We start from the raw sequence: 21,260 nt of genomic DNA on the forward strand, positions 1-21,260 counted from the left end.
AGGCTCCGAATGATCGTTCGCCCGCGCCCCACCTTCCTGCAGTTGTTCTTCATCATGCGCGGCTCGGTGGTGCCACGCATCCTGCCGCAGATTTTCGGCTTCGCGATCTATTCGGCGGTCATCCTTGTCGTGGCGCGCTGGTTCCAGCTCGATCTCGGCGTCTTCAACATCACACCCTTCGGCTTGGTCGGCGTGACTTTGTCGATCTATCTGTCGTTTCGCAACAACGCCGCCTATGACCGCTGGTGGGAGGCGCGCAAGCTGTGGGGCGCGCTGGTCTTCGAAATCCGCAATCTGGCCCGCGCCACGACCAGCCTCATCGCCGATCGGACCGAGCAACGCGCTCTGCTGATGGAGGCGCTGGCCTTCTGTCATTTCCTGCGCGGCCAGTTGCGCAGGATCGACAGCGTCAAGGAGGTCCGTGCCTTCATCGAGGCAGAAGCCGAGACGGCGGCGCGTTTCGCCAATCCGGCGGACGAGATGGTCAGGCGCATGGGCCGCCGTGCCAACGCACAGCGCCAAATTGGCGAGTTCGACACGATTGGTTTCCGCATCCTGGATGAGAGGCTGGCATCAATCACCGCCATCCAGGCCGGCTGCGAGCGGATCGCCGGCACGCCCTTGCCCTTCGCCTACACGCTGCTGGTCCACCGCACGGCCTACATCGTGTGCCTGCTGTTGCCGATCGGCCTGATCTCGACCACCGGCTGGGCGACGCCATTGTTCACCGCGCTGATCGCCTACACCTTCTTCGGCCTCGACGCGCTTTCGGAAGAACTCGAGGATCCGTTCGGCACCGAAGCCAACGACCTCGCGCTCGACGGCCTGTGCCGGGTCTGTGAAATCTCTGTGTTCGAGGCCCTGGGCGAAACGCCGCCAAAGATGCTGCCGGCCGAAAAGTTCTATTTTTCGTAAGGCCGCAGCGTCAAAGAATCCGGACACTTGTCGGATCGACGCCTCACGGCACGTCCTTGGTTCGACCCCGCTGAAAAAGGGGCTGACCAACCGGAGGGAACACCTATGAGCATTTCCGAAATCGCGCCCGTCTCGTCCGGCGCCTTGTGGACCGGCCGCGTGCTCAGCGGCCTCATCGTCCTGTTCATGATCTTCGACGGCGCCATCAAGCTGCCGCCGCTCGATATCGTCACCCAGACGATGGTGCCGCTCGGCTGGCCGGCCGACGCCAACGTCGCGCGCATGCTAGGTGTTATCGGCCTGGTCTCGACCGCGCTCTACGCACTGCCGCGCACCTCCGTGCTCGGCGCCATCCTGCTCACCGCCTATATGGGCGGCGCCATCGCCACCAATGCGCGTATCGGCAATCCGCTGTTTTCGCACACGCTGTTCGGCGTTTATCTCGGCATCATCCTGTGGGGCGGCCTCTATCTGCGCGACCCCAGGGTGCGCGCTCTGATCCCGCTCAGCCGATAGCAGTTCCGCGCCAACCGCTGCTGGCTGTCGTCGTGATCTTCATTCTCCTCGGGATCAAATTAGCCGTCTGAGAGTTAAGCCCTTGGCGGCGAGACGGCGACCCGCATGTGAGAGGAACGACAAATGAAGAAAATCCTGACCATTCTGGTGCTGACGACGGCGCTCGGCGCCTGTTCGCAAACGGAGAAAGGCGCGGCCGTCGGCGGCCTTGGCGGTGCAGCCGTCGGCGCAGCGGTGGCTGGTGACCCGGTGCAGGGCGCAGTCGTCGGCGGCGCTGTCGGCGCGGTGGCCGGGGCGCTGATCGGCCATGCCAGCGAAAGCGGCCAATGCCGGTACCGCGACCGCTACGGTCGCACCTATGTCGATCGCTGCCCAAGCGGCTATTGATCGGCGACCAAGATTGAACACAGCAAAACGGCGGGCACAGGCCCGCCGTTCTGTTTCCACAAGGAATAGGAAGCGATTATTCCGCCGTGGCGGCTTCCGCTTCGGCCGGTGCGGCAGTGGCCGCGGCGACGGCGGCAGCGGCGTCTTCCTGCGCCTTCTTCAGCAGCGCGGCGCGCTCCTGCGCCTTCTTGCCCGGCTCGGCCTTCTTCGGGTTGGAGCGGGCTTCGCGCTTGGCAAGGCCGGCTTCATCGAGGAAGCGCAGCACGCGGTCGGTCGGCTGGGCGCCGTGCGACAGCCAATGCTTGACGCGGTCGGCGTCGACCTTGATGCGCTCGCCGTCCTTCGGCAGCAGCGGATTCCACGAGCCGAGCGACTCGATGAACCGGCCGTCGCGGGGCGAACGGGCGTCGGCGACGACGACGTGGTAGTAAGGACGCTTCTTCGAGCCCGCACGGGCCAGTCGGATCTTCAGTGCCATTTTCTTTTCTCCTAAAAGCTCTGATTTCGTTGATTAATCGAGGCTGGTCATCAGCCGGTTTTCGTCACGCCGTTGGCAGCGAGTTTTTTGACCCGCCGCTGCTCGAAGCGGCGATCTGTTCGTGGTGGCGGATCACTTCGCGGACGACGAAGTTGAGGAATTTCTCCGCGAAATCGGGGTCGAGATGCGCGTCATGCGCCAGCTGGCGGAGACGCGCGATCTGCTGCTGCTCGCGCGCCGGGTCGGCTGGCGGCAGGCCATGCTCGGCCTTGAGCACGCCGACCGCCTTGGTGCAGCGGAAGCGCTCGGCCAGCATATGGATGAGGGCTGCATCGATGTTGTCGATCGAGGCGCGGTAGCCGGCCAGGATGATGCGGGCGTCGGCCATGTCCTTTTCTTCGTTCATCCTTGTCCTCACTTCTTCTTGCCCAGACCCGGCAGACCGCCACCGCCGCCAAGGCCGGGCAGCCCCGGAAGTTTCATGCCGCCGGGCAAGCCCGGCAGGCCAGCGCCGCCCGGGGCGGGCAAGCCCTTCATGCCGCCGAGGCCGGCGGCCTGCGCCTGCTTCTGCAAGGCTTCGAGCTGCTTGGGGTCCATCTTCGACAGATCGGGCATGCCGCCGCCCATCATGCCGCCCATGCCACCAGGCATCATGCCGCCGAGGCCCATCTTGGAGGCAAGACCGCCCATCATGCCGCGCATCAAGCCGCCGCCTTTGCCCTTGCCGCCCATCGCCTTCATCATGTCGGCCATGCCGCGATGCATCTTGAGCAGCTTGTTGATCTCGGCGGCATCGGTGCCGGAGCCGGCGGCGATGCGCTTCTTGCGCGAGTGTTTCAGCATGTCGGGATTGGCGCGCTCGGCCTTGGTCATCGAGGAGATGATGGCGAGCTGGCGGCCGAACATCTTGTCGTCGAGGCCGGCCGCGGCCATCTGGTCCTTCATCTTGCCCATGCCGGGCATCATGCCCATGATGCCGCCCATGCCGCCCATTTTCGACATCTGCTGAAGCTGCTGGGCTAGATCGTTCAGGTCGAACTTGCCCGACTGCATTTTCTTGGCCATCGCCGCCGCCTGCTCGGCGTCGATGTTTTCCGCCGCCTTCTCGACGAGCGAGACGATGTCGCCCATGCCCAGGATGCGGTCGGCGATGCGCTTGGGGTGGAATTCCTCCAGCCCGTCCATCTTTTCGCCGGTGCCGATCAGCTTGATCGGCTTGCCGGTGACGGCGCGCATCGAAAGCGCGGCGCCGCCACGGCCGTCGCCGTCCATGCGGGTCAGCACCAGGCCGGTGATGCCGACGCGCTCGTCGAAGCTTTTCGCCAGGTTGACGGCGTCCTGGCCGGTCAGGGAGTCGGCGACCAGCAGGATTTCGTGCGGGCTCGACACCTTCTTGATGTCGGCCATCTCGACCATCAGCGGCTCGTCGATATGGGTGCGGCCGGCGGTGTCGAGGATGACGACGTCATGGCCGCCGAGCTTGGCCGCCTGCACGGCGCGCTTGGCGATATCGACCGGGTTCTGGCCTGATATCACAGGCAGCGTCGCGACCTTGACCTGCTCGCCGAGCTGGCGCAGCTGCTCCTGCGCGGCGGGGCGCCGCGTGTCGAGCGAGGCCATCAGGACCTTCTTGTTCTGCCGCTCGGTCAGGCGCTTGGCGATCTTGGCCGAAGTCGTCGTCTTGCCGGAGCCCTGCAGGCCGACCATCATGACGACGACCGGCGCCGGCGCGTTGAGATCGACGGCGACGCCCTCGGCGCCGAGCATGTCGACCAGCTCGTCATGGACGATCTTGACGACCATCTGTCCCGGCTTGATCGACTTGAGCACCGCCGCGCCGACGGCCTTCTCGCGCACCTTGTCGGTGAAGGAGCGGACCACTTCCAGCGCCACGTCGGCCTCGAGCAGCGCACGGCGCACCTCGCGCAACGCCGCCGAGACATCAGCCTCCGACAGCGCGCCGCGGCCGGTCAGGCCGTTCAGGATGGAGCCAAGGCGCTCCTGCAGCGATTCAAACATCTTGCTTCCTTCGATCCCGGTTCATTCGATCCGAGAGGTAATGCGTTCGCGCCCAGTCTCCAAGCAAAAGCCAGTCCAAGCAAAAGCCCAAAACCAAAAAGCACCCGGGGGCGCACAGCGCTGCCGGGTGTTGGCCTCCAGGATCTGTTTACAGCACTTGGCCTCAAAGAGGCTTCGGCGTCCTGGTCGGCTTGCTCGGAGGGATACTCGTCGCGGAATTCGGGGGCTGTAGACAGGAAATCGGCGCGAGAGTCAAGGCAAGGCCCGCGTCACGCCGTTTCCCGGGCCGCGATCAGGCCGCACCCGCGCCGTCCGTAACCTCGGCCGTAACCCTCAGCGGCGAGCGCGGATGCAGCAGCAAGACAATCGTCAGCAGGCTGCAGGCGATGCCGATGAGGGCAATGAGAATGGCATCCGACATCATCCAGCCCGGCCCTTCGAGCGGCTTGGCGGTGAACAAGGCGAAGGAATTGTAGCTCTCCTGATGCGAGATCAGCAGGAAGCCGGTCAGGTTGTTGCCGAGATGAACGCCAAGTGCCGCGCCGAGATTGCCGGTGGCATAGACCACGAGCGTCAGAAGCAGCGCGAAAGCGGCGATCGAGACCAGGACGCAGGCGTTGATGGCGGCCGAGGAGCCGCCGCTCCAGTGCAGCGAGGTGAACAGCAGGCCGGGCAGCAGCCCCCAGATGAAAGGGTTGCGGAACCGGTTGGCCAGGCCGCGCAGCAGGTAGCCACGAAACAGCACCTCTTCCGACGAGGTCTGCAGCAAGACGAGCGCGACGATCGGGATCGCCAGCAACAGCCAGGACGACAGGCTGATCGTGCCGCGAGCGATCCCCGGCTCCAGCAGATAGAGCAGGATTTCGGACAAAGCCGAGGTGATCAGCACCGCGATCAGCCCCTTGAGGAAGCCCGGTCGCGATACGCGGCGGCCAGTGCCGAGGAGGGCCGACAGCGGCTCGCCATGCACCCAGCGCATGGCGATCCACAGGCCGATCCAGATACCGGCGAAAGAGGTGAGCGCGCTGAGGATGCCGACGGGCGAAGCAAGGAAGCCCTCCATGCCGTATGGCGAAGCCGCCGCCTGCCAGGCGAAGTAAACATGGCTGCCGCCGAACAGCACCGCCGCGGTCGTGGCGCCCCAGAACGGGACGACGATCAGCGTTCCCAGCAACAGGCGTGGCAAGGTCGTCCTGGCGTTCGGGGTGTTGCGATAGCGCTCGAAGGCGGTGTCGTCGATTGTCACGCTTGTCCTCGATCCCAATCCATCGTTCCTGGATCTAGCCGATGGCCTCGGGAATCGGAATCAATATCAGCGGGGATAGGCGCAAACTGGCGGCCGCGACACCCGGCGCTGGCCGGCTTGCCCCGATCGCCAACCCAGGTGTCGCCAGCGGCCGCGACGGCGACCGCCGGCGTCTATCAACGCACCACGTACATGATGCGCCGTGTCTGCGGATCGATCAGCGCGCGCTGGCCGTTCACATAGACATAACGGTAGTTGTAGTCAGGAATTTCGCGCAGCTCGACCGTGTCTGGCAGGGTCGCGCCGGTGACCACCTCGCCGTCGAGATAGACGGGGTCCAGCCGGTGGGTGTCGACATAGGTCCGCACCGCGGCCGGCGGCGCGGGGAACTCGCCTACGACAGGATCACTGGAAATGATCGCGCCGGTATAGTCGGTGGAGTAGTTGCCGATGTCCTCCGGCGGCGAGACGACGGCGACAGCGGAGCGGCGCTGCGTCAGCACCACACGGCTGCCGCCGAAATCGGCGGTGACGTAGTCGGAATAAACCCAGCCCTGGCCGCCGGCTTCGGCGATGGTGCACCATTTGCTGTTTTCGATGCAGCCGTTGAGCGTCGCCGACTGGCCCGCGGCGAGCACGCCGATCACCGGATATTGCGGACCCGGACCGGCGCGCACATTGAGATCGGTGACCGCCGAGACAGCGGTATCGGCCAATGCGGCGCCAGACATTGCGGTCAGCATCCCGGCTATTGCGGGAAACAATAAGGATTTCATGGGTACTCTCCGTTTTCGTGACCCCTCGGCTGTGAAAACGGGGCAGCGGCGCATGCGTTCCGGCTAAAGTGCGCGAGCCAACTCACGATTTGTTCCCGCGCCTTTCGGCAAATCGGTCACAAGGTCGTGAACAAAGGCGAGTTTTTGCGCCGTCACGTCCGAAATGACGAAGGGGTAGAGATCGGGCAGGCCCATGCAGCGGTTGATCGAATTGGAGGCTTCCGACAGCACCAGCCAGCGGACAAGGATCCTGTCGAAAGGCTCGGGCGTGTTTGCAGGCTCCGAAGGCGCTGCCTGCAGTTCACCGCCGGTGTCGCCCCGTGGCAGTTCGTTCGCCTCCACCGTTTCCAGCCGGCCGAGCGGGAAGTTCAGGGCATGGACCATCTCCAGCGTGTCGGTGATATGCAGGTGGTGGGCCCAGGTCTCGGCCCAGTCCTCCCATGGGTGCGAGGTGGCGTAGGCCGAGATGTGGTTTTGCTGCCAGTCGGGCGCGGCGCCGTTGGCGTAGTAAACCTTCAGCGCCTGTTCGTAGTCGGCGCGTTCGTCGCCGAACAGAGCGCGGAAGGCCTCCAGCCTTTGCGGATCGTCGCGGATCAGCCGGTCCCAGTAATAATGGCCGAGCTCGTGGCGGAAATGGCCGAGCAAGGTGCGGTAGTTCTCGCCCATCTCGATGCGACGTCTTTCACGCTCGGCTGAATCGGCCTCCGCGACGTTCAGCGTGATCAGGCCGTTGTCGTGACCGGTGAGAATCCGTTCGCCGCCCGGGCCGCCACCGATCGGATCGGCGAGGAAGTCGAAGGCCAGCCCGATTTCGTCCGTCGGGCTCTGCTTGGGCGCGACCGGCAGGCCGAAGGCGAGCAGCGAATAGATGGCGCGCTTCTTCGCCGCCTCGACACGGATCCAGCGGCGGCGGTTGCCGTCGACGGAGAGGTCGGGGATCAGCTGGTTCAGCACGCAGGCACGGCAGAAGACCTGCCCCGGCTCGGCCATCCAGTTGCAGGCGCATTCGTCGGCGTTGGTGCACTGGATGGCGCCATCGACGCCGGACAAGACAAAGTGCGCGCCCTCGGGATCGTAGAGCACGAGACTGCGGCAGTTCAGGCATTGGGCGTTCTCGAAATAGAGACGGTGGCCGCAATGCGGGCAGTCGAAAAGTTTCATGTCGATCTCAATTCATCAGGAAGGCATAGGATGCATGGCGGCCCGTGCCCAAACGCGAACCACCGGCCGGCGTTCCGCACTCCATCGAGACTATTTCGCTTCGCCGGTCCGGCCGCCCCGCCGATGCTGTCCACGGCCGGCATCAACGTCTCTCATGCCTGGCCTCGCCATAATAATCACTTGATCGTAGGCAAATTCCCCGGCATTCGCCAGCATCGCGCCACAGACGGTGACAAATGCGCGTTTCGCTGGCAAATTCGCAATCGGGACGTGAATCAGGCAATCAGGAGAACAACATGGCATTTCTTGCCAAGGGTAGGATTTTAGCGGCCGCAATGGTGGCGGTGCTTGGGCTGGCAACGGGCGCGCAGGCGGCGGCCAGTTGCGGCAAGACCGGCGCCGGCTTCGACGCCTGGAAGCAGGATTTCGCCGCCGAGGCCAAGTCCGAGGGTGTCGGGTCGAGGGGCCTGGCCGCTCTGGCGGGCGCGACCTACGCAACGAGGACGATCTCCGCGGACCGCGCCATCCACAAGGCTTTCAGCGGCTCGGTGGACGATTTCATGAAACGCCGTGGCGGGTCGGCGATCATTTCCAAGGGCCGTTCGCTGAAGAAGTCGAACGCGGCGCTGTTCAACCAGATCGAAGCCAATTACGGCGTGTCGCCGGGCGTGTTGCTCGCCATCTGGGGCATGGAAACCGGCTTCGGTGCCTCGATGGGCAACCAGAACACGGTCTCAGCGATTTTGACGCTTGCCTATGATTGCCGCCGTCCGGACTATTTCCACCCGCATGCCATCGCGGCCCTGAAGCTGGTTGACCGCGGCGCGTTGACCTCCTCGTCGGTCGGCGCCATGCATGGCGAGGTCGGCCACACGCAGTTCCTGCCCGGAAATGTCTTGAAATATGCGGTCGGCAACGGAAACCTGCGCGACAAGGCCACCGCGCTGGCTTCCACCGCCAACTACCTCAAGGGTCATGGCTGGCGGGCCGGCGCGAGCGCGAGCGCCAATATGGGCGCGATTGCCGGCTGGAATTCGGCAAACGTCTATCAGCAAGCCATCGCCCGCATCGCCGACGCGATCGACGCCAACTGATCGAACATGCGGTATTGAACGAAGAACCCGGCCTCCGCGCTGGGTTTTTCATTTCACGTCGAGCGCATAGGAGCAGCCGGCCAGCGCCTTGCCGGGATGGGACTCGACCGTCGAGACGTTGAGCGTGATGCGCGTGACAAGGCTCACGCCGCCGGCTTCCTCGGTGTTTTCGGCCACGACCTTCTCGCCGAGGAATTTGCCAGGCGTCGAGACCGTCGCCGGGACGTCGAGCTGGCGGGCGAGGTCCGGTGCGGCGATGCCGTCAAGCACCGCCATCGGGCCCGTCGCGGTAAAGACGATCGCTCCGGTCTCGCGCCCGAAGACGTGGACCGGGGCGGGCAAGCTGTATTGGCGCAGGAACGGATTGCCTGACGGAACTTCTTTCCAGCCGAGCGTGTCCGCCACGCTGGGCTCGCCTGCCAGCCAGAGGGCAAAGCCGTTGTAGCTGGGCACGTCGACCCGGCACTCGATCAGCGCGGCAAGGTCGAGCGGGCCAGGGTCGAAATCCCCGGCCATGGCTGGGGCCGCCAGAAGGACCAGCGGCACCAGGCATCGGCCGGGACAGCGCATTCCGTCTAGCTGTTGCGGTTGCGCGCGGCCAAAGTCCGCAGCCTCAGCGCGTTGAGGCGGATGAAGCCGGCGGCGTCCTTCTGGTCGTAGGCGCCACGGTCGTCCTCGAAGGTGACCAGCGCGTCGGAATAGAGCGTCTTCTTCGACTTGCGGCCGGTGACCATGACGTTGCCCTTGTAGAGCTTCAGCCGCACCGTGCCTTCGACGTCTTCCTGGCTCTTGTCGATCATCGCCTGCAGCATCAGACGCTCGGGCGAGAACCAGAAGCCGTTGTAGATGAGTTCCGCGTAGCGCGGCATGAACTCGTCCTTGAGGTGCGCCGCACCCCGGTCGAGCGTAATCGATTCGATGGCGCGATGGGCCACGATCAGGATGGCGCCGCCGGGCGTTTCATACACGCCCCGCGATTTCATGCCGACGAAACGGTTCTCGACCAGGTCGAGTCGGCCGATGCCATTGTCGCGGCCGAGATCGTTGAGGGCGGCCAGCATGGTGGCCGGCGACAGCTTCTTGCCGTTGAGCGCGACCGGATCGCCCTTGAGGAACTCGATTTCGATCTCGGTGACGGCATCCGGGGCGTCCATCGGCGACACGGTGCGCTGGTGGACGAATTCCGGCGGCTCGCTCCATGGATCTTCCAGCACCTTGCCCTCGGAAGAGGAGTGCAGAAGATTGGCGTCGACCGAGAACGGCGCGTCGCCGCGCTTGTCCTTGGCCACGGGAATCTGATGCTGTTCGGCGAAGTTGATCAGGTCGGTGCGCGACTTGAACGACCAGTCGCGCCATGGCGCGATCACCTTGATGTCGGGGTTGAGCGCATAGGCCGAAAGCTCGAAGCGGACCTGGTCGTTGCCCTTGCCGGTGGCGCCATGCGCGATGGCGTCGGCGCCGGTCTCCCTGGCGATGTCGACCAGGTGCTTGGAGATCAGCGGCCGCGCGATCGAGGTTCCCAAGAGATAGGTGCCTTCGTAGACGGTGTTGGCGCGGAACATCGGGAAGACGAAGTCGGCGACGAATTCCTCGCGCACGTCGACGATGCGGATGTCCTTGATGCCCATCATCTCGGCCTTCTTGCGCGCCGGCTCCAATTCGCCGCCCTGGCCGAGATCGGCGGTGAAGGTGACGACTTCGGCGCCGAGTTCGGTCTGCAGCCATTTCAGGATGATGGATGTGTCGAGGCCGCCCGAATAGGCGAGCACGACCTTCTTGACGTCTTTGGTCTTGGACATTTCTGCTCCGTCGAAAAGCGGACGCTTGAGGCAATGGCGTCACGGATTGTCGGAGCGCCTTTTAGCAGGAACCGCAAAGCGAGCAAGCGCAGGCGGCGCCAGCCTTCTGATCCAGCCAATGGCGGGGCAGCCGAACGGGTTGGGGAATCAACCTGCTACAATCAGTGGCTGCATTTATATGCCGTATTTAATCAAGTTTTCACCCCCAGCCGCTAAACAACCAAGACAGAGCCGCCTGGCCGCATGTTGGCGCCGAAGCGGCTTTTGCCCGTTCGTCGCGGGTATCCTCGGGCTTGGGTCATCCTCGATGCGCGTTATATCCTGCATCGTCACGGAGCATAATCTGTGGCTTGTCCTGCTGGCCGCGCTGATGTGCGTCACCGGCTGCTGGGTGACGATCGGTCTCCTGGATCGCGCCAGGAAGACCGTCGGCATGCAGATGCGGGGCTGGCTGTTCCTGACCGCGGTCGCGGCCGGCTCTTCGATCTGGTGTACGCATTTCATCGCCATGCTGGCCTATCAGCCCGGCGCGCCGATCACCTTCGATTCGGCGCTCACCATGATATCCCTGGTCATCGCCATGGTTGGAACCGGGGCGGGTTTCGGTCTTGCCCTCGACAAAAGCCGCGGCCTAGCGCCGGAATGGGGCGGATGCCTTGTCGGGCTGGCAATCTGTGCCATGCACTATACCGGCATGATCGCCTATCACGTGGCCGGCATCGTCGAATGGGACGCCCGCTATGTGGTCGCTTCGCTGCTGATCGCGATGGCGTTCTCCGCCGTGGCGATCGGCCAGGCGGAGCGCCGGCCATATCGCTGGTCGCACTATCTCGGCATCGGATTGCTGGTGCTGGCGATCGTCGGCCTGCATTTCACGGCCATGGCCGCGGTGGCGGTGACGCCGCTCTCCTTCATCACCACGGGCACCAATCCCGATATCCTCGAAGCGATGGCCGTCGCCGTCGCCGTGGTCGGCCTGATCGTCGCGGCCACAGGCTTTGCCAGCTACCTGATCGACGAACGCGGCCGGCTCGAGAGCTTCGAGCGACTGCAGCACCTTGCCCTCAACGATGCGCTGACAGGTCTCGCCAACCGGGTCTCCTTCAACGACCGCCTCGACCATGAGATCGAGCGGGCACGCGAGGGAGGCACGATGACGGCCGTCATCGTCATCGATCTCGACCGCTTCAAGGAGATCAACGATCTCAGGGGCCATGCGGCCGGCGACCAGGCACTCAAGATCATCTCCCGCAGGCTGGCGAAACTAACCGGCGACGGCGAGTTCGTCGCCAGGCTCGGCGGCGACGAATTCGCCGCCATCAAGCAATTCAAGGACCAGAACGAGCTGCTCGGCCTGGTTTCACGCCTGGAGAAGTCCCTGTTCGAGCCGCTGCTGCTCGACGATTTCGAGACCGTTACCGGCGCCAGCATCGGCGTCGCCGTCTATCCGCGTGACGGGGCCGACCGGGAGAGGCTGGTCAGCAATGCGGATCTGGCCATGTACCGCGCCAAGAACGACGTGGCGCGGGCCGTCTGTTTCTACGAATCGGCCATGGACGAGACGGCGCGGGCACGGCGCGCCCTGGCCACCGACCTTCGCCAGGCCATCGAACGTGGCGAACTCACGCTCCACTACCAGGTGCAGACTTCGGTCTCGACCGGCGCCACCTGCGGCTACGAGGCGTTGCTGCGCTGGACCCATCCGGTGCATGGCATGATCCCGCCCGCCGAATTCATTCCGATCGCCGAGGAGAATGGCTCGATCCTGGCGATCGGCGAATGGGTGCTGCGCACCGCGTGCCGCCAGGCAGCGTCCTGGGACAAGGGTCACAAGATCGCGGTCAACCTGTCGCCGGTGCAGCTCGCCCATGCCGATCTCGCCAAGCTCGTCCACCAGATCCTGGTCGAAACCGGCCTGTCGCCGAGGCGCCTCGAACTGGAGCTGACCGAATCGACGATCGTCGCCGACAAGGTCCGCACGCTGCACGTGCTGCGCCAGATCAAGGCGCTGGGCGTGACGATCGCGATCGACGATTTCGGCACCGGCTATTCGTCGCTCGACACGCTGCGCTCGTTTCCGTTCGACAAGATCAAGCTTGACCGTTCCTTCATGGCCGATGTCGAGCGCAGTCCACAGGCCAAGGCGATCATCCGCGCGGTGCTGACACTGGGGCGCAGCCTCGACATTCCGGTGCTTGCCGAAGGTGTCGAGACGCATGTCCAGCTCACCATCCTGCAAGTGGAAGGCTGCAACGAGGCGCAAGGCTATTTCCTCGGCCGCCCCAAGCCGATCGACCAGATTTTGCTGACCGGAGCGGCCGCCCATTCGCTGGCCGAGATCGATCTGTCGGCGGCTTAGAAAACCCCGCCGCGGGAGGATACTCCCGCCTGCGCATCTGGCGTCGGCGCGGCGTATCTTGTATAGGCTCGGGACCTTCCCGAGGCCTTGCATGTCCTTCATTCCCGATACGACCACGCTGATCCAGTTCGCGATCGCCACCGTGATCCTGGCGATCACGCCGGGCCCCGACATGACGCTGTTCGTCTCGCGCACGCTGAGCCAGGGCCGCGCCACCGGCTTTGCCTCGATGGCCGGCGCGTTGTGCGGCACGCTGATCCACACCACGCTGGTGGTGGTCGGCGTCTCGGCGCTGATCGTCGCCTCGCCGATGGCTTTCTTCGTGCTGAAGATCTTTGGCGCCGGCTATCTCGTCTTCCTGGCCTGGCAGGCGATCGCCAAGGGCTCGGCCTTCTCGCCGGAGAAGAAGACAGGCCCGCGGATTTCGCTGCTGCGCAGCTGGGCGGCGGGGATCGGCGTCAACCTGCTCAACCCGAAGGTCATTCTGTTCTTCATGACCTTCCTGCCGCAATTCGTCTCCGCGCACGATCCGAACGCGCCCGGGAAGCTGTTCTTCCTCGGCGCCATGTTCATCGTGCTGTCGATCCCGGTGACGGTGCCGATGGTGCTGGCGGCGGAAAAATTCTCGGCGGCGATGAAGGCCAGCCCGCGCGTGACGCGGGTGGTCGACTATCTCTTCGCCGGCGTGTTCTCGGCCTTCGCGCTCAAGATCCTGACTGCCCAGGCGAAGTAGGGGCTTTCTCGACCCACCAGCTTCCCGCCCAGCGCCCGGCGCTGAGCCAGTAGAAGATGCCGCCGACCATGCCGCCGCCAATGACGGCCATGATGGCGCTGGTCTCGGTGACCGCGAAAGCGGATTCGCGGACATTGTCGACGAGGCCGAGGAAAACCCCCGCCACCAGCGCGCCCGCCAGCGCGTAGAACAGCCAGTCGCGCCGGCCCAGGATTTCGGCAATCAGGATGACGACGGCGGCCAGCATGAAGCCAAAATAAGCAACGAACAGGGCGACGAAAGGAATGGAAAAATAGAGCGATGCCGCCGCCGCCGGATGGGCTTGCGCCGGCGCGTAGCCGAGCGAGGCCAGGAACAGGACGTTGAGGAAGGCGCTCGCCGCCAGCGCGGCGACGGCGTAGCCGAACAGGATGACGGCGAAGCGCACGATATAGGCGACGAGACGGGTCATGGGGGGTCGCGTCCCGTGAGATGCCCGGACTTGTGTCCAGCCAGAAGCCAGTAGACCCAGCCGGCGGCAACACCGGCCGCGGCCAGAAAACCGAGGAAGCCCGGGTTGAAAACGAAGCCTCCGGCCGAGCCGGGGACAAAAACACCGAAGGCGATCGACGTGACCGCACCCGTGACGGCGAAGTAGAACCATCCCCGCAGCGCCAGCCGTTCGGCGAGGAAGATCGCGGGACCGACGATCAGCAGCGCGCAGATCGCCACGGTCAGCACGGCGAGCGGGAAGGAGGCTAGCCAGTCGAATGTGAAAATGATCGACCAGTTGCCGTCCTCGATCCCGGCCAGAAGAACGATCAGCAGCACGGGCACCAGGATAGAGGTCAGCACGGCGGCGACGTAGCCGACTGCTATCATGGCGAGGCGCGGGAGGCCGGCGACGAGACGGCTCACACCTCGCCGTGCCCCGCGATCATCATGGCCTCCAGCGCCAGCCGGTCGACCTTGCGCATGCGCTCCGATTCCGACTTCAGCTGGCCGCAGGCGGCCAGGATGTCGCGGCCGCGCGGCGTGCGGATCGGCGAGGCATAGCCGGCATTGTTGATGTAGTCGGCGAATTTCTCGATCGTCTCCCAGTCCGAGCACTGGTAGTTGGTGCCCGGCCACGGGTTGAAGGGGATCAGGTTGATCTTGGCCGGAATGCCCTTGAGCAGCTTGATCAGGCCCTTGGCGTCCTCGATGGAATCGTTGACGTCCTTCAGCATCACATATTCGAAAGTGATGCGCCTGGCATTGGAGAGGCCGGGATAGGCGCGGCAAGCGGCAATCAGCTCCTTCAGCGGATACTTCTTGTTGATCGGCACCAGCAAGTCGCGCAGATCGTCATTGGTGGCATGCAGCGAGATCGCCAGCATGACGCCGATCTCCTCGCCGGTGCGGAAAATCTCGGGCACGACACCGGAGGTCGACAGCGTGATGCGGCGCTTCGACAGGGACAGGCCGTCGCCGTCGGAGGCGATCAGCAGCGCCTTCTTCACCGCCTCGAAATTGTAGAGCGGCTCGCCCATGCCCATCATGACGATGTTGGAGACCTTGCGGCCTTCGGCCGGCACGATGGCGCCGTCGGGCGTGTCGCGGTCGGGGAAGTCGCCGAGCCGGTCGCGCGCGGTAAGCAACTGCGCCAGGATTTCTTCCGTGGTCAGGTTGCGCACCAGCTTCTGCGTGCCGGTGTGGCAGAACGAGCAGGTCAAGGTACAGCCGACCTGCGAGGAGATGCAGAGCGTGCCTCGGCCTTCCTCGGGGATATAGACGGTTTCGATCTCGACCGGCCGGCCGGCGCCGCGCGGCGGGAAGCGGAACAGCCACTTTCTGGTGCCGTCGGCGGAAATCTGCTCCTCGACGATTTCTGGCCGGGCGACGGTGAAGTGCCTGTCGAGCTCGGCGCGCAGGTCCTTGGAGATGTTGAACATGCCGGCAAAGTCGGAAACGCCGCGCACATACATCCAGTGCCAGAGCTGCTGGGCGCGCATTTTTGCCTGACGCTCCGGCACGATGCCTGAAGCGACGAGAGCCTCGCCGAGTTCGGCTCGTGTCAGGCCAATCAGCGAGGGCTTTTCTGTCTGCACGGGGCGGGCGCGCAAGGCGTCGCGGGCGCCTTCGGCGGTAAGGTCGAGTGAAAGGGTCATGGTTCCACTGATATAAGCGGTTTACGGCCGATTTCATCCATCGGCCCGATGTCAAGCGCGGCGCATAGCACAGCTTGGCGGCAGAGTCATGCCGCGGGCGATCGGGCGGCCTGTCCCGCCGCCGGGTGGCGGTGGACAAGCCGCGCCTGCCTGGTGCTGTTTGCCGGCGCGCGATCGATCACATATTCGTGTCGGCGTAACGGCTGGCGAGCCATCGGCGAACCCTGAAATGGGGCAACTGTGCCCCCGCACAATGGGAGTATGCAGAATGAAATCGATCAAACTCGCCGTCATTGCCGGCGTCGCCGCTCTTTGCGCCTCGCAGGCGTTTGCCGAGGATACGATGGGCACCATGACCATGATGAAAGGTGGCCAGGTGACGGCGATCATGCCGGACGGGCACATGGGCACCATGATGCCGGACGCGAAGATGAGCGCCGACATGATGAAAATGGCCAAGCCCATCAAGCATTGCATGATGATGATGACCGACGCCAAGGGCAAGGCCTACATGATCGATACGTCGACCAAGAAGGCCCAGGCCGAATGTGAAAAAATGGCCATGTGACGATCTCGCGAGCGCTTGCCCGCCGGCTTGGAGGCCGGCGGGACGGGCAGTTCTCACTTCGATGGAACGGGGGCTTATGCGCTTTGTGAACCATGCCCGCGAGCGGACGCCCAACATCGCGGCCCTTTGGTCCCGGTCCGATCATCAGACTATTGCTTGATTGGCATCGTGCCTGTGTTACGGCTGGGGTTTCCCCACGAGGACAGACATGGCCGGCCAATCGCGAAGACATCCCATGCTGCGGCGTTCGCGCGCCATGTGGGCATCGCGGCGTGTCTGGCAGCCGCGCCTGGTGTTCTGGGCGGGTGCGATCTCGATCGGCCTGATCAGCGTGTTGTTTGCCGTGCTGGCCGACAAGGCACAGGCGCTGTTCCATGTGGTGATCGGCAATGATGGCGGCTGGCGTTCGTATCTGCCGCTGGCGATCACGCCGCTCGGCTTTGTCCTGTGCGCATGGCTGGCGCACGCCTTCTTTCCGGGCTCGCAAGGCAGCGGCATTCCGCAGGCGATCGCCGCCCGGCACCTGCGCGACGATGATGACCGCAGCCATATCCTGTCGCTGCGGCTGGTGGCGGGCAAGATAGCCCTCACGCTGGTCGGCCTGTTCTGCGGCGCTTCCATCGGCCGCGAGGGGCCGACCGTGCAGGTCGGCGCCTCGCTGATGCTGCAGGCGGCACGCTGGGGCGGCATGGCGCAGGCGCGCGGCCTGATCCTGGCCGGATCGGCCGCGGGCATCGCCGCGGCGTTCAACACGCCGCTCGCCGGCATCGTCTTCGCCATCGAGGAGATGGGCCGCACCTATGAGGCGCGCACCAACGGGCTGGTGCTGACGGCGGTCATCCTGGCCGGCCTCGCCTCGCTTGGCGTGCTCGGCAACTACACCTATTTCGGTGTGTCCAAGGACACGATCTCGTTTGCCGCCGACTGGCCGCTGGTGATCGCCTGCGGCGTCATCGGCGGCGGCTTTGGCGCCCTGTTCTCGTTGCTGGCGCTGAAGGCGACGCGGCGCATCCGGCGCTGGAACGCGCTGCAGCCGCTGTGGCGCGCGCTGCTGGTGGCGGCCGTCTGCGGGCTGGCCGTGGCGGTGATCGGCATCGTCTCGGGCGGGCTGACCTTCGGCACCGGCTACGTGCAGGCGCGCAGCGCCGTCGAAGGCACGCCGCTGCCCTGGTTCTTCTTTGCCGAGAAATTCGCAGCCGGCCTGCTATCGATGATTTCAGGAATTCCTGGCGGTATCTTCGCGCCCTCGCTGGCGGTCGGCGCCGGCATCGGCAGTTCGCTCGGCCTGGTGTTCGGCGGCAGCGCCGGCGTCGCGGCGCTGCTCGGCATGGCCGGCTATTTCGCCGGGGTCGTGCAGGCGCCGATGACGGCCTTCGTCATCATCCTCGAAATGACCGGCAATCACGACAATGTCATCGGCCTGATGCTGGCCTCGATGCTGGGCTACGGCACGGCGCGCCTGATTTCGCACGAGCCGCTCTATCACGCGCTGTCGCGGGTCTTCATCGCCGAGGCAATCCGGCGGCGGCGGGCGGAGGCCGCACCGGAATCAGGCCTGGGCTGAAAAAGCAAAAAGCCGGGCGTTGCGGCCCGGCCTTGGTTCAAAAACGAAGATAGCCTATTTGCACTTGGCGATCGAGGACAGCGCCGCCGAAATACCCTTCAGCGAGAAGACATAGTTCGTGGGATTGCCGCGGCCCGATTTCGCCGACACCTTCATGTCGGTGCCGGTCTTCATCGCCGCGATCAGCACCGGCTCCTCGGCGGCGTTCTCGACCCAGGCCGATTTTCCGCGCGTGAACATCGAGAAGGTCTTCTTGTCGATGGTGACGGTGGCCTTGGAGCCTTCCTGGAAATTGTAGCCGGCGATGAACTGCGGCTCATAGGATACCTGCTGGCCGGGCCGCTGGCTGACGAAGAAGAACATGTCGCCATGGTCGAGCGTCGGCGGCTGCTTGTCGGTCGGCACGGTCAGCACGTAGCAGACCTTGCCGCCCGACGCCTGGTAACTGTAGGTGCCCCAGGCATTGTGCTGGCCGATCTTGGTCGCCTGCTGCGCCAGCGCCGGCGCTGCCGAGGCGGCCAGGACCAGGCTCGAAACTAGTGCAATCAATCCGCGCATCGTTTTTCCCGTATTCCAAATGGTGCGGAGGCGGGCCGCATGGCGTCCTGCCGTCGGTTCATTTTGATTTAATCTGGGTTACCAAACGGTGAAGTTCCCAAGAGAAAAGGACCCTCACCCCAGGAAACCGCCGCCATTTCCGCGCCGCCGCCTTGTCAGCGGCCGGCACGGCGTCCCTTTGGTGACTTGGAGGCCACGAAAACGGCAAGAGTTTGACTTTTGACGCGCCGCTGAACGCCCGATCCAGAAGCCGGGCCGACGCGGCGGGACTTCAGCCCTTGTCGGCGATGGCGTCCTTGGCGGCCTGCCGGTGCGCGGGCGTGATATGGGCGCTGACGGCGGTGATCGCGGCGGTCAGCACGGCGATGTCGTCGGTGAAGCCGAGACCGAAGATGAAGTCGGGGATGAGGTCGACCGGCAGGACGAAATAGCCGAGCGCGGCCACCAATATGCCCTTGGCGCGCAGCGGCGTGTTCTTGTCCATGGCGCAGTAATAGGCGGCGACGACGTCTTCCATGAACGGTATCTGCCGCGCGGCCTTCTTGGCCGTGCGCCAGAACTTTTCGCGCACTTCGCCCTCGCCGCCCAGCCTGTCGCCAAAGCCGAAAAAGTCAAAACCGGGTTGTTGCGCCATCAATCTCTCCTTGCGGGTCCCATGCGCGGACTGGCGCATGCTCGCGGATCAAAATGTGGTGAAAGCCGAACCCGGCTGCAAGATGCGGGCGCCGATTTGGCGGGTCCGCGCCCGGCCCAGAGCATGGACAGCCGGTGTTCAGCCGCCGAAATAGCGGTTCATCTTCTTGGCCAGCTCGATATCGAGCGCCGTCACACCGCCGGCGTCATGCGTGTTCAAGGTCACGTCGACCGTCTTGTAGACATTCGACCAGTCGGGATGATGGTCCATCTTCTCGGCGGCGAGCGCGACGCGGGTCATGAAGGCGAAGGCCTCGGAGAAATTATTGAAGGTAAAGGTGCGGCCGATCGAGGCGCCGTCCTGTGCCAGCGCCCAGCCGTCAAGTCCAGTCAGCGCTGCTTCGGCGGCTTCCCTGCCCAGTTTCTCTCTCGTCATGTCCGCTTCCCGTGCTATTGCGCATGCGCTGAAGTCGCCACCATAGCGCCGGATCCATGATCGCGAAGCCCATAAATTCCATTCTTTTCGTCTGCCTCGGCAACATCTGCCGGTCGCCTCTGGCCGAAGGCGTCCTTCGCGCCGTGCTGGCGGAGCGCGGATACGGCGGGGATATGGTGCTCGACTCGGCCGCCACCAGCGGCTGGGAGGTCGGCTCCGCCCCGGATCCGCGCTCTATCGCGGTCGCGGTGCGCCAGGGTATCGACATCTCGCGGCAGCGGGCGCGCAGGATCACACCGGCGGATTTTCACCGCTTCGACCTGATCCTCGGCATGGACCGGTCCAACGTCGCCGATCTGAAGGCGCTGGCGCCGGCGGCGGTGCGCGACCGCGTCCACCTGTTTCTGGAATTCGCCGAGGGAGAGCCGCGCGATGTGCCGGATCCCTATTATGCGGACCAGGAAGCGTTTGCTTCGGTCTACCGCATGATCCGCGAGGCGTCCGAGGCGCTGGCGACACGGCTGGCGGCGCGGGTATCGACGCCTGACAGCGGCCAGGCTTCCTCGACGATATAGGGGCCGCCGCCGACCGAATCGCGCGACGACATCAGCACGAAGCGGCCGATGCGGAAGGGCAGCGTCGAGAAATTGCCGCGCGCCGACAGATATTGGGCGACGTCGAGCGGGCTCGAATTGCGCAGCCTCGCCAGGGTGATGTGCGGCGTGAACTTGCGCGGATCGGCGGCCAAGCCGAGCCGCTGGCAGATGCGGTCGATCTCGCCCTGCAGGGCGCTCAGATCCGGTGATGGGGCGACGCCGGCCCACACGGCGTGCGGCTTCTTCTGGCCGAAAGCGCCGACACCCGACAGCGTCAGCGAGAAGGACGGGCGGTGCACCCGGTCCAGCGCGTTGGCGATCTCGTCGGCGACGTGACCCTCGACATCGCCGATGAAGCGCAGCGTCAGATGGTAGTTTTCGACATCGATCCAGCGGGCCCCGGGGAGGCCGCCCCGGAGCAGGGACAGCGAAAGGGCAGCATCACGCGGAATTTCGAGGGCGGTGAAAAGACGCGGCATGAAGAGCCTCCCTTCCTCGAATCGAACTGTCACCTGTAGCGAATCATCGATAGCCTGATCGAGCAAGAGGTTTATTGGTCACAGTCATTGCTAAAAACTTCCCTAACGGAAAGCGATTCCTGGCGGCCTCACGACCCTCCCGGGGCCGCGGCGATGGCCTTCTCGACCGTCGGCAGGATGCGCTCGACCATCAGGTCGACACCCCCCGCGTTCGGATGCAGGCCATCCTCGAGCTGCAGGGTGGGCTGCCCCGCGACGCCGTCGAGGAAGAACGGGTAGAGCGGCACAGCGTATTTGCCGGCCAGGTTCGGAAAGATGGCGTCGAAGGCGTTCTGGTAGTCGGCGCCGAGATTGGGCGCGGCGCGCATGCCGGCCAGGAGCACGGCGATCTTGCGCTCCTTGAGCTTGCCCAGCATGGCGTCAAGGTTCTTCCGGGTGATGTCGGGCGAAACGCCGCGCAGCATGTCGTTGGCACCGAGTTCGAGGATCACCAGTTGCGTGCCGTCGGGCACCGACCAGTCGAGCCGCGCCAGGCCGCCGCTGGAGGTGTCGCCGGAGACGCCGGCATCGGCGACGGTGACGTCATGGCCCCTGGCGCGAAGGGCGGCCTGCAATTTGTCTGTAAAACCCTGGCCCGGGCCAAGACCGAACCCCGCCATCAGGCTGTCACCGAAGCCGACGATCTTGAATGGCTCGGCGCGCGCCGACGAAATGGCGCCGCAAATGGCGAGGAAAACGATCAGGCCTGCGGCAAAGCGGCGTTTGAAAGACATGCGGCAAGCCCCATATGACATAGAATTCTTCCGGCGATGGC

At 64.7% G+C, this 21,260-nt stretch carries 25 protein-coding genes; 9 read left to right on the forward strand and 16 right to left on the reverse strand.

Annotation, left to right across the window (positions count from 1 at the left end):
* Nucleotides 1–9: 9 nt before the first annotated feature.
* The 3 genes from EN808_RS17900 (at nucleotide 10) to EN808_RS17910 (ending at nucleotide 1,818) form a co-directional block, all read left to right on the forward strand.
* Nucleotides 10–915, forward strand: a complete 906-nt coding sequence (locus EN808_RS17900; RefSeq protein ID WP_135916552.1) for a bestrophin family ion channel — start codon at nucleotides 10–12, stop codon at nucleotides 913–915.
* 105 nt (nucleotides 916–1,020) lie between these two features.
* Nucleotides 1,021–1,431, forward strand: a complete 411-nt coding sequence (locus EN808_RS17905; protein ID WP_135883767.1) for a DoxX family protein — start codon at nucleotides 1,021–1,023, stop codon at nucleotides 1,429–1,431.
* A gap of 123 nt (nucleotides 1,432–1,554) precedes the next feature.
* Complete coding sequence (locus tag EN808_RS17910; protein ID WP_127279015.1) at nucleotides 1,555–1,818, forward strand: YMGG-like glycine zipper-containing protein; 264 nt, start codon at nucleotides 1,555–1,557, stop codon at nucleotides 1,816–1,818.
* A gap of 76 nt (nucleotides 1,819–1,894) precedes the next feature.
* On the opposite strand, the gene rpsP is transcribed toward EN808_RS17910, so the two are convergent.
* The 6 genes from rpsP to EN808_RS17940 form a co-directional block, all read right to left on the reverse strand.
* The gene (rpsP, locus tag EN808_RS17915; RefSeq protein ID WP_127279014.1) at nucleotides 1,895–2,296 is read right to left on the reverse strand and encodes a 30S ribosomal protein S16; all 402 of its coding nucleotides are present in this window, start codon (nucleotides 2,294–2,296) and stop codon (nucleotides 1,895–1,897) included.
* 64 nt (nucleotides 2,297–2,360) lie between these two features.
* Nucleotides 2,361–2,702: a chorismate mutase gene (locus tag EN808_RS17920; RefSeq protein WP_127279013.1), complete on the reverse strand. Its 342-nt coding sequence runs from the start codon at nucleotides 2,700–2,702 to the stop codon at nucleotides 2,361–2,363.
* An 8-nt stretch (nucleotides 2,703–2,710) separates the two neighbouring features.
* Nucleotides 2,711–4,315, reverse strand: coding sequence for a signal recognition particle protein (gene ffh, locus EN808_RS17925; RefSeq protein ID WP_135883771.1), 1,605 nt, complete (start codon nucleotides 4,313–4,315; stop codon nucleotides 2,711–2,713).
* A gap of 292 nt (nucleotides 4,316–4,607) precedes the next feature.
* Complete coding sequence (locus tag EN808_RS17930) at nucleotides 4,608–5,561, reverse strand: type II CAAX endopeptidase family protein (protein ID WP_135916553.1); 954 nt, start codon at nucleotides 5,559–5,561, stop codon at nucleotides 4,608–4,610.
* Between the two features lie 176 nt (nucleotides 5,562–5,737).
* Nucleotides 5,738–6,337, reverse strand: a complete 600-nt coding sequence (locus EN808_RS17935; RefSeq protein ID WP_127280417.1) for a DUF1236 domain-containing protein — start codon at nucleotides 6,335–6,337, stop codon at nucleotides 5,738–5,740.
* Between the two features lie 63 nt (nucleotides 6,338–6,400).
* A complete protein-coding gene (locus EN808_RS17940) occupies nucleotides 6,401–7,498 on the reverse strand; it encodes a putative zinc-binding metallopeptidase (protein ID WP_135916554.1) in 1,098 nt (365 codons plus the stop codon).
* Nucleotides 7,499–7,794: 296 nt separating this feature from the next.
* Here EN808_RS17940 and EN808_RS17945 point away from each other — a divergent pair, with 296 nt between their 5' ends.
* The gene (locus EN808_RS17945) at nucleotides 7,795–8,592 is read left to right on the forward strand and encodes a lytic transglycosylase domain-containing protein (protein WP_127872785.1); all 798 of its coding nucleotides are present in this window, start codon (nucleotides 7,795–7,797) and stop codon (nucleotides 8,590–8,592) included.
* 48 nt (nucleotides 8,593–8,640) lie between these two features.
* Here the strand turns inward: EN808_RS17945 and EN808_RS17950 are convergent, their stop codons facing one another.
* Together EN808_RS17950 and EN808_RS17955 are read right to left on the reverse strand one after the other, a co-directional pair.
* Complete coding sequence (locus tag EN808_RS17950) at nucleotides 8,641–9,162, reverse strand: hypothetical protein (protein WP_135916555.1); 522 nt, start codon at nucleotides 9,160–9,162, stop codon at nucleotides 8,641–8,643.
* 5 nt (nucleotides 9,163–9,167) lie between these two features.
* Complete coding sequence (locus EN808_RS17955; protein ID WP_127872787.1) at nucleotides 9,168–10,391, reverse strand: argininosuccinate synthase; 1,224 nt, start codon at nucleotides 10,389–10,391, stop codon at nucleotides 9,168–9,170.
* 307 nt (nucleotides 10,392–10,698) lie between these two features.
* Between EN808_RS17955 and EN808_RS17960 the strand changes: the two genes are divergently transcribed.
* Nucleotides 10,699–12,750 (forward strand): bifunctional diguanylate cyclase/phosphodiesterase, encoded by a 2,052-nt coding sequence (locus tag EN808_RS17960; RefSeq protein ID WP_245525094.1) that lies wholly within the window; start codon nucleotides 10,699–10,701, stop codon nucleotides 12,748–12,750.
* 91 nt (nucleotides 12,751–12,841) lie between these two features.
* Nucleotides 12,842–13,483, forward strand: a complete 642-nt coding sequence (locus EN808_RS17965; RefSeq protein ID WP_127280596.1) for a LysE family translocator — start codon at nucleotides 12,842–12,844, stop codon at nucleotides 13,481–13,483.
* Here the strand turns inward: EN808_RS17965 and EN808_RS17970 are convergent.
* Genes EN808_RS17970 through rlmN form a run of 3 tightly spaced genes read right to left on the reverse strand, consistent with a single transcriptional unit; the run spans nucleotide 13,455 to nucleotide 15,612 of the window.
* Nucleotides 13,455–13,934, reverse strand: coding sequence for a hypothetical protein (locus EN808_RS17970; protein WP_135916557.1), 480 nt, complete (start codon nucleotides 13,932–13,934; stop codon nucleotides 13,455–13,457). The two genes, EN808_RS17965 and EN808_RS17970, sit on opposite strands and share 29 nt — an antisense overlap.
* A complete protein-coding gene (locus tag EN808_RS17975) occupies nucleotides 13,931–14,380 on the reverse strand; it encodes a hypothetical protein (protein ID WP_135916558.1) in 450 nt (149 codons plus the stop codon). Before EN808_RS17975 ends, EN808_RS17970 begins: the two co-directional genes overlap by 4 nt.
* Entirely contained in the window at nucleotides 14,377–15,612 is a 1,236-nt protein-coding gene (rlmN, locus tag EN808_RS17980) for a 23S rRNA (adenine(2503)-C(2))-methyltransferase RlmN (protein WP_135863463.1), read from the reverse strand. Before rlmN ends, EN808_RS17975 begins: the two co-directional genes overlap by 4 nt.
* A 268-nt stretch (nucleotides 15,613–15,880) precedes the next feature.
* On the opposite strand from rlmN, the gene EN808_RS17985 reads away from it, so the two are divergent.
* On the forward strand, nucleotides 15,881–16,180 hold the full coding sequence (locus tag EN808_RS17985) for a hypothetical protein (RefSeq protein ID WP_135863461.1): 300 nt from the start codon (nucleotides 15,881–15,883) through the stop codon (nucleotides 16,178–16,180).
* A 208-nt stretch (nucleotides 16,181–16,388) separates the two neighbouring features.
* A complete protein-coding gene (locus EN808_RS17990) occupies nucleotides 16,389–17,744 on the forward strand; it encodes a chloride channel protein (protein WP_135916559.1) in 1,356 nt (451 codons plus the stop codon).
* A 54-nt stretch (nucleotides 17,745–17,798) separates the two neighbouring features.
* On the opposite strand, the gene EN808_RS17995 is transcribed toward EN808_RS17990, so the two are convergent.
* From EN808_RS17995 to EN808_RS18005, 3 genes are all read right to left on the reverse strand, one after another.
* A complete protein-coding gene (locus EN808_RS17995) occupies nucleotides 17,799–18,302 on the reverse strand; it encodes an invasion associated locus B family protein (RefSeq protein ID WP_127278701.1) in 504 nt (167 codons plus the stop codon).
* Between the two features lie 271 nt (nucleotides 18,303–18,573).
* Nucleotides 18,574–18,936 carry a YkvA family protein gene (locus EN808_RS18000; protein WP_127278702.1) on the reverse strand — a complete coding sequence of 121 codons (363 nt, stop codon included), beginning with the start codon at nucleotides 18,934–18,936 and terminating at the stop codon, nucleotides 18,574–18,576.
* Between the two features lie 138 nt (nucleotides 18,937–19,074).
* Entirely contained in the window at nucleotides 19,075–19,371 is a 297-nt protein-coding gene (locus EN808_RS18005; RefSeq protein WP_127278703.1) for a 4a-hydroxytetrahydrobiopterin dehydratase, read from the reverse strand.
* Nucleotides 19,372–19,427: 56 nt separating this feature from the next.
* Here EN808_RS18005 and EN808_RS18010 point away from each other — a divergent pair, with 56 nt between their 5' ends.
* The gene (locus EN808_RS18010; protein ID WP_135916560.1) at nucleotides 19,428–19,946 is read left to right on the forward strand and encodes a low molecular weight protein-tyrosine-phosphatase; all 519 of its coding nucleotides are present in this window, start codon (nucleotides 19,428–19,430) and stop codon (nucleotides 19,944–19,946) included.
* On the opposite strand, the gene thpR is transcribed toward EN808_RS18010, so the two are convergent.
* Together thpR and EN808_RS18020 are read right to left on the reverse strand one after the other, a co-directional pair.
* Entirely contained in the window at nucleotides 19,850–20,446 is a 597-nt protein-coding gene (thpR, locus tag EN808_RS18015) for an RNA 2',3'-cyclic phosphodiesterase (protein ID WP_135883779.1), read from the reverse strand. The two genes, EN808_RS18010 and thpR, sit on opposite strands and share 97 nt — an antisense overlap.
* A 128-nt stretch (nucleotides 20,447–20,574) precedes the next feature.
* The gene (locus EN808_RS18020) at nucleotides 20,575–21,219 is read right to left on the reverse strand and encodes an arylesterase (protein WP_127278706.1); all 645 of its coding nucleotides are present in this window, start codon (nucleotides 21,217–21,219) and stop codon (nucleotides 20,575–20,577) included.
* Nucleotides 21,220–21,260: the final 41 nt, after the last annotated feature.

The sequence above is a fragment of the Mesorhizobium sp. M8A.F.Ca.ET.165.01.1.1 genome (assembly GCF_004792065.1).
GTDB lineage: Bacteria > Pseudomonadota > Alphaproteobacteria > Rhizobiales > Rhizobiaceae > Mesorhizobium.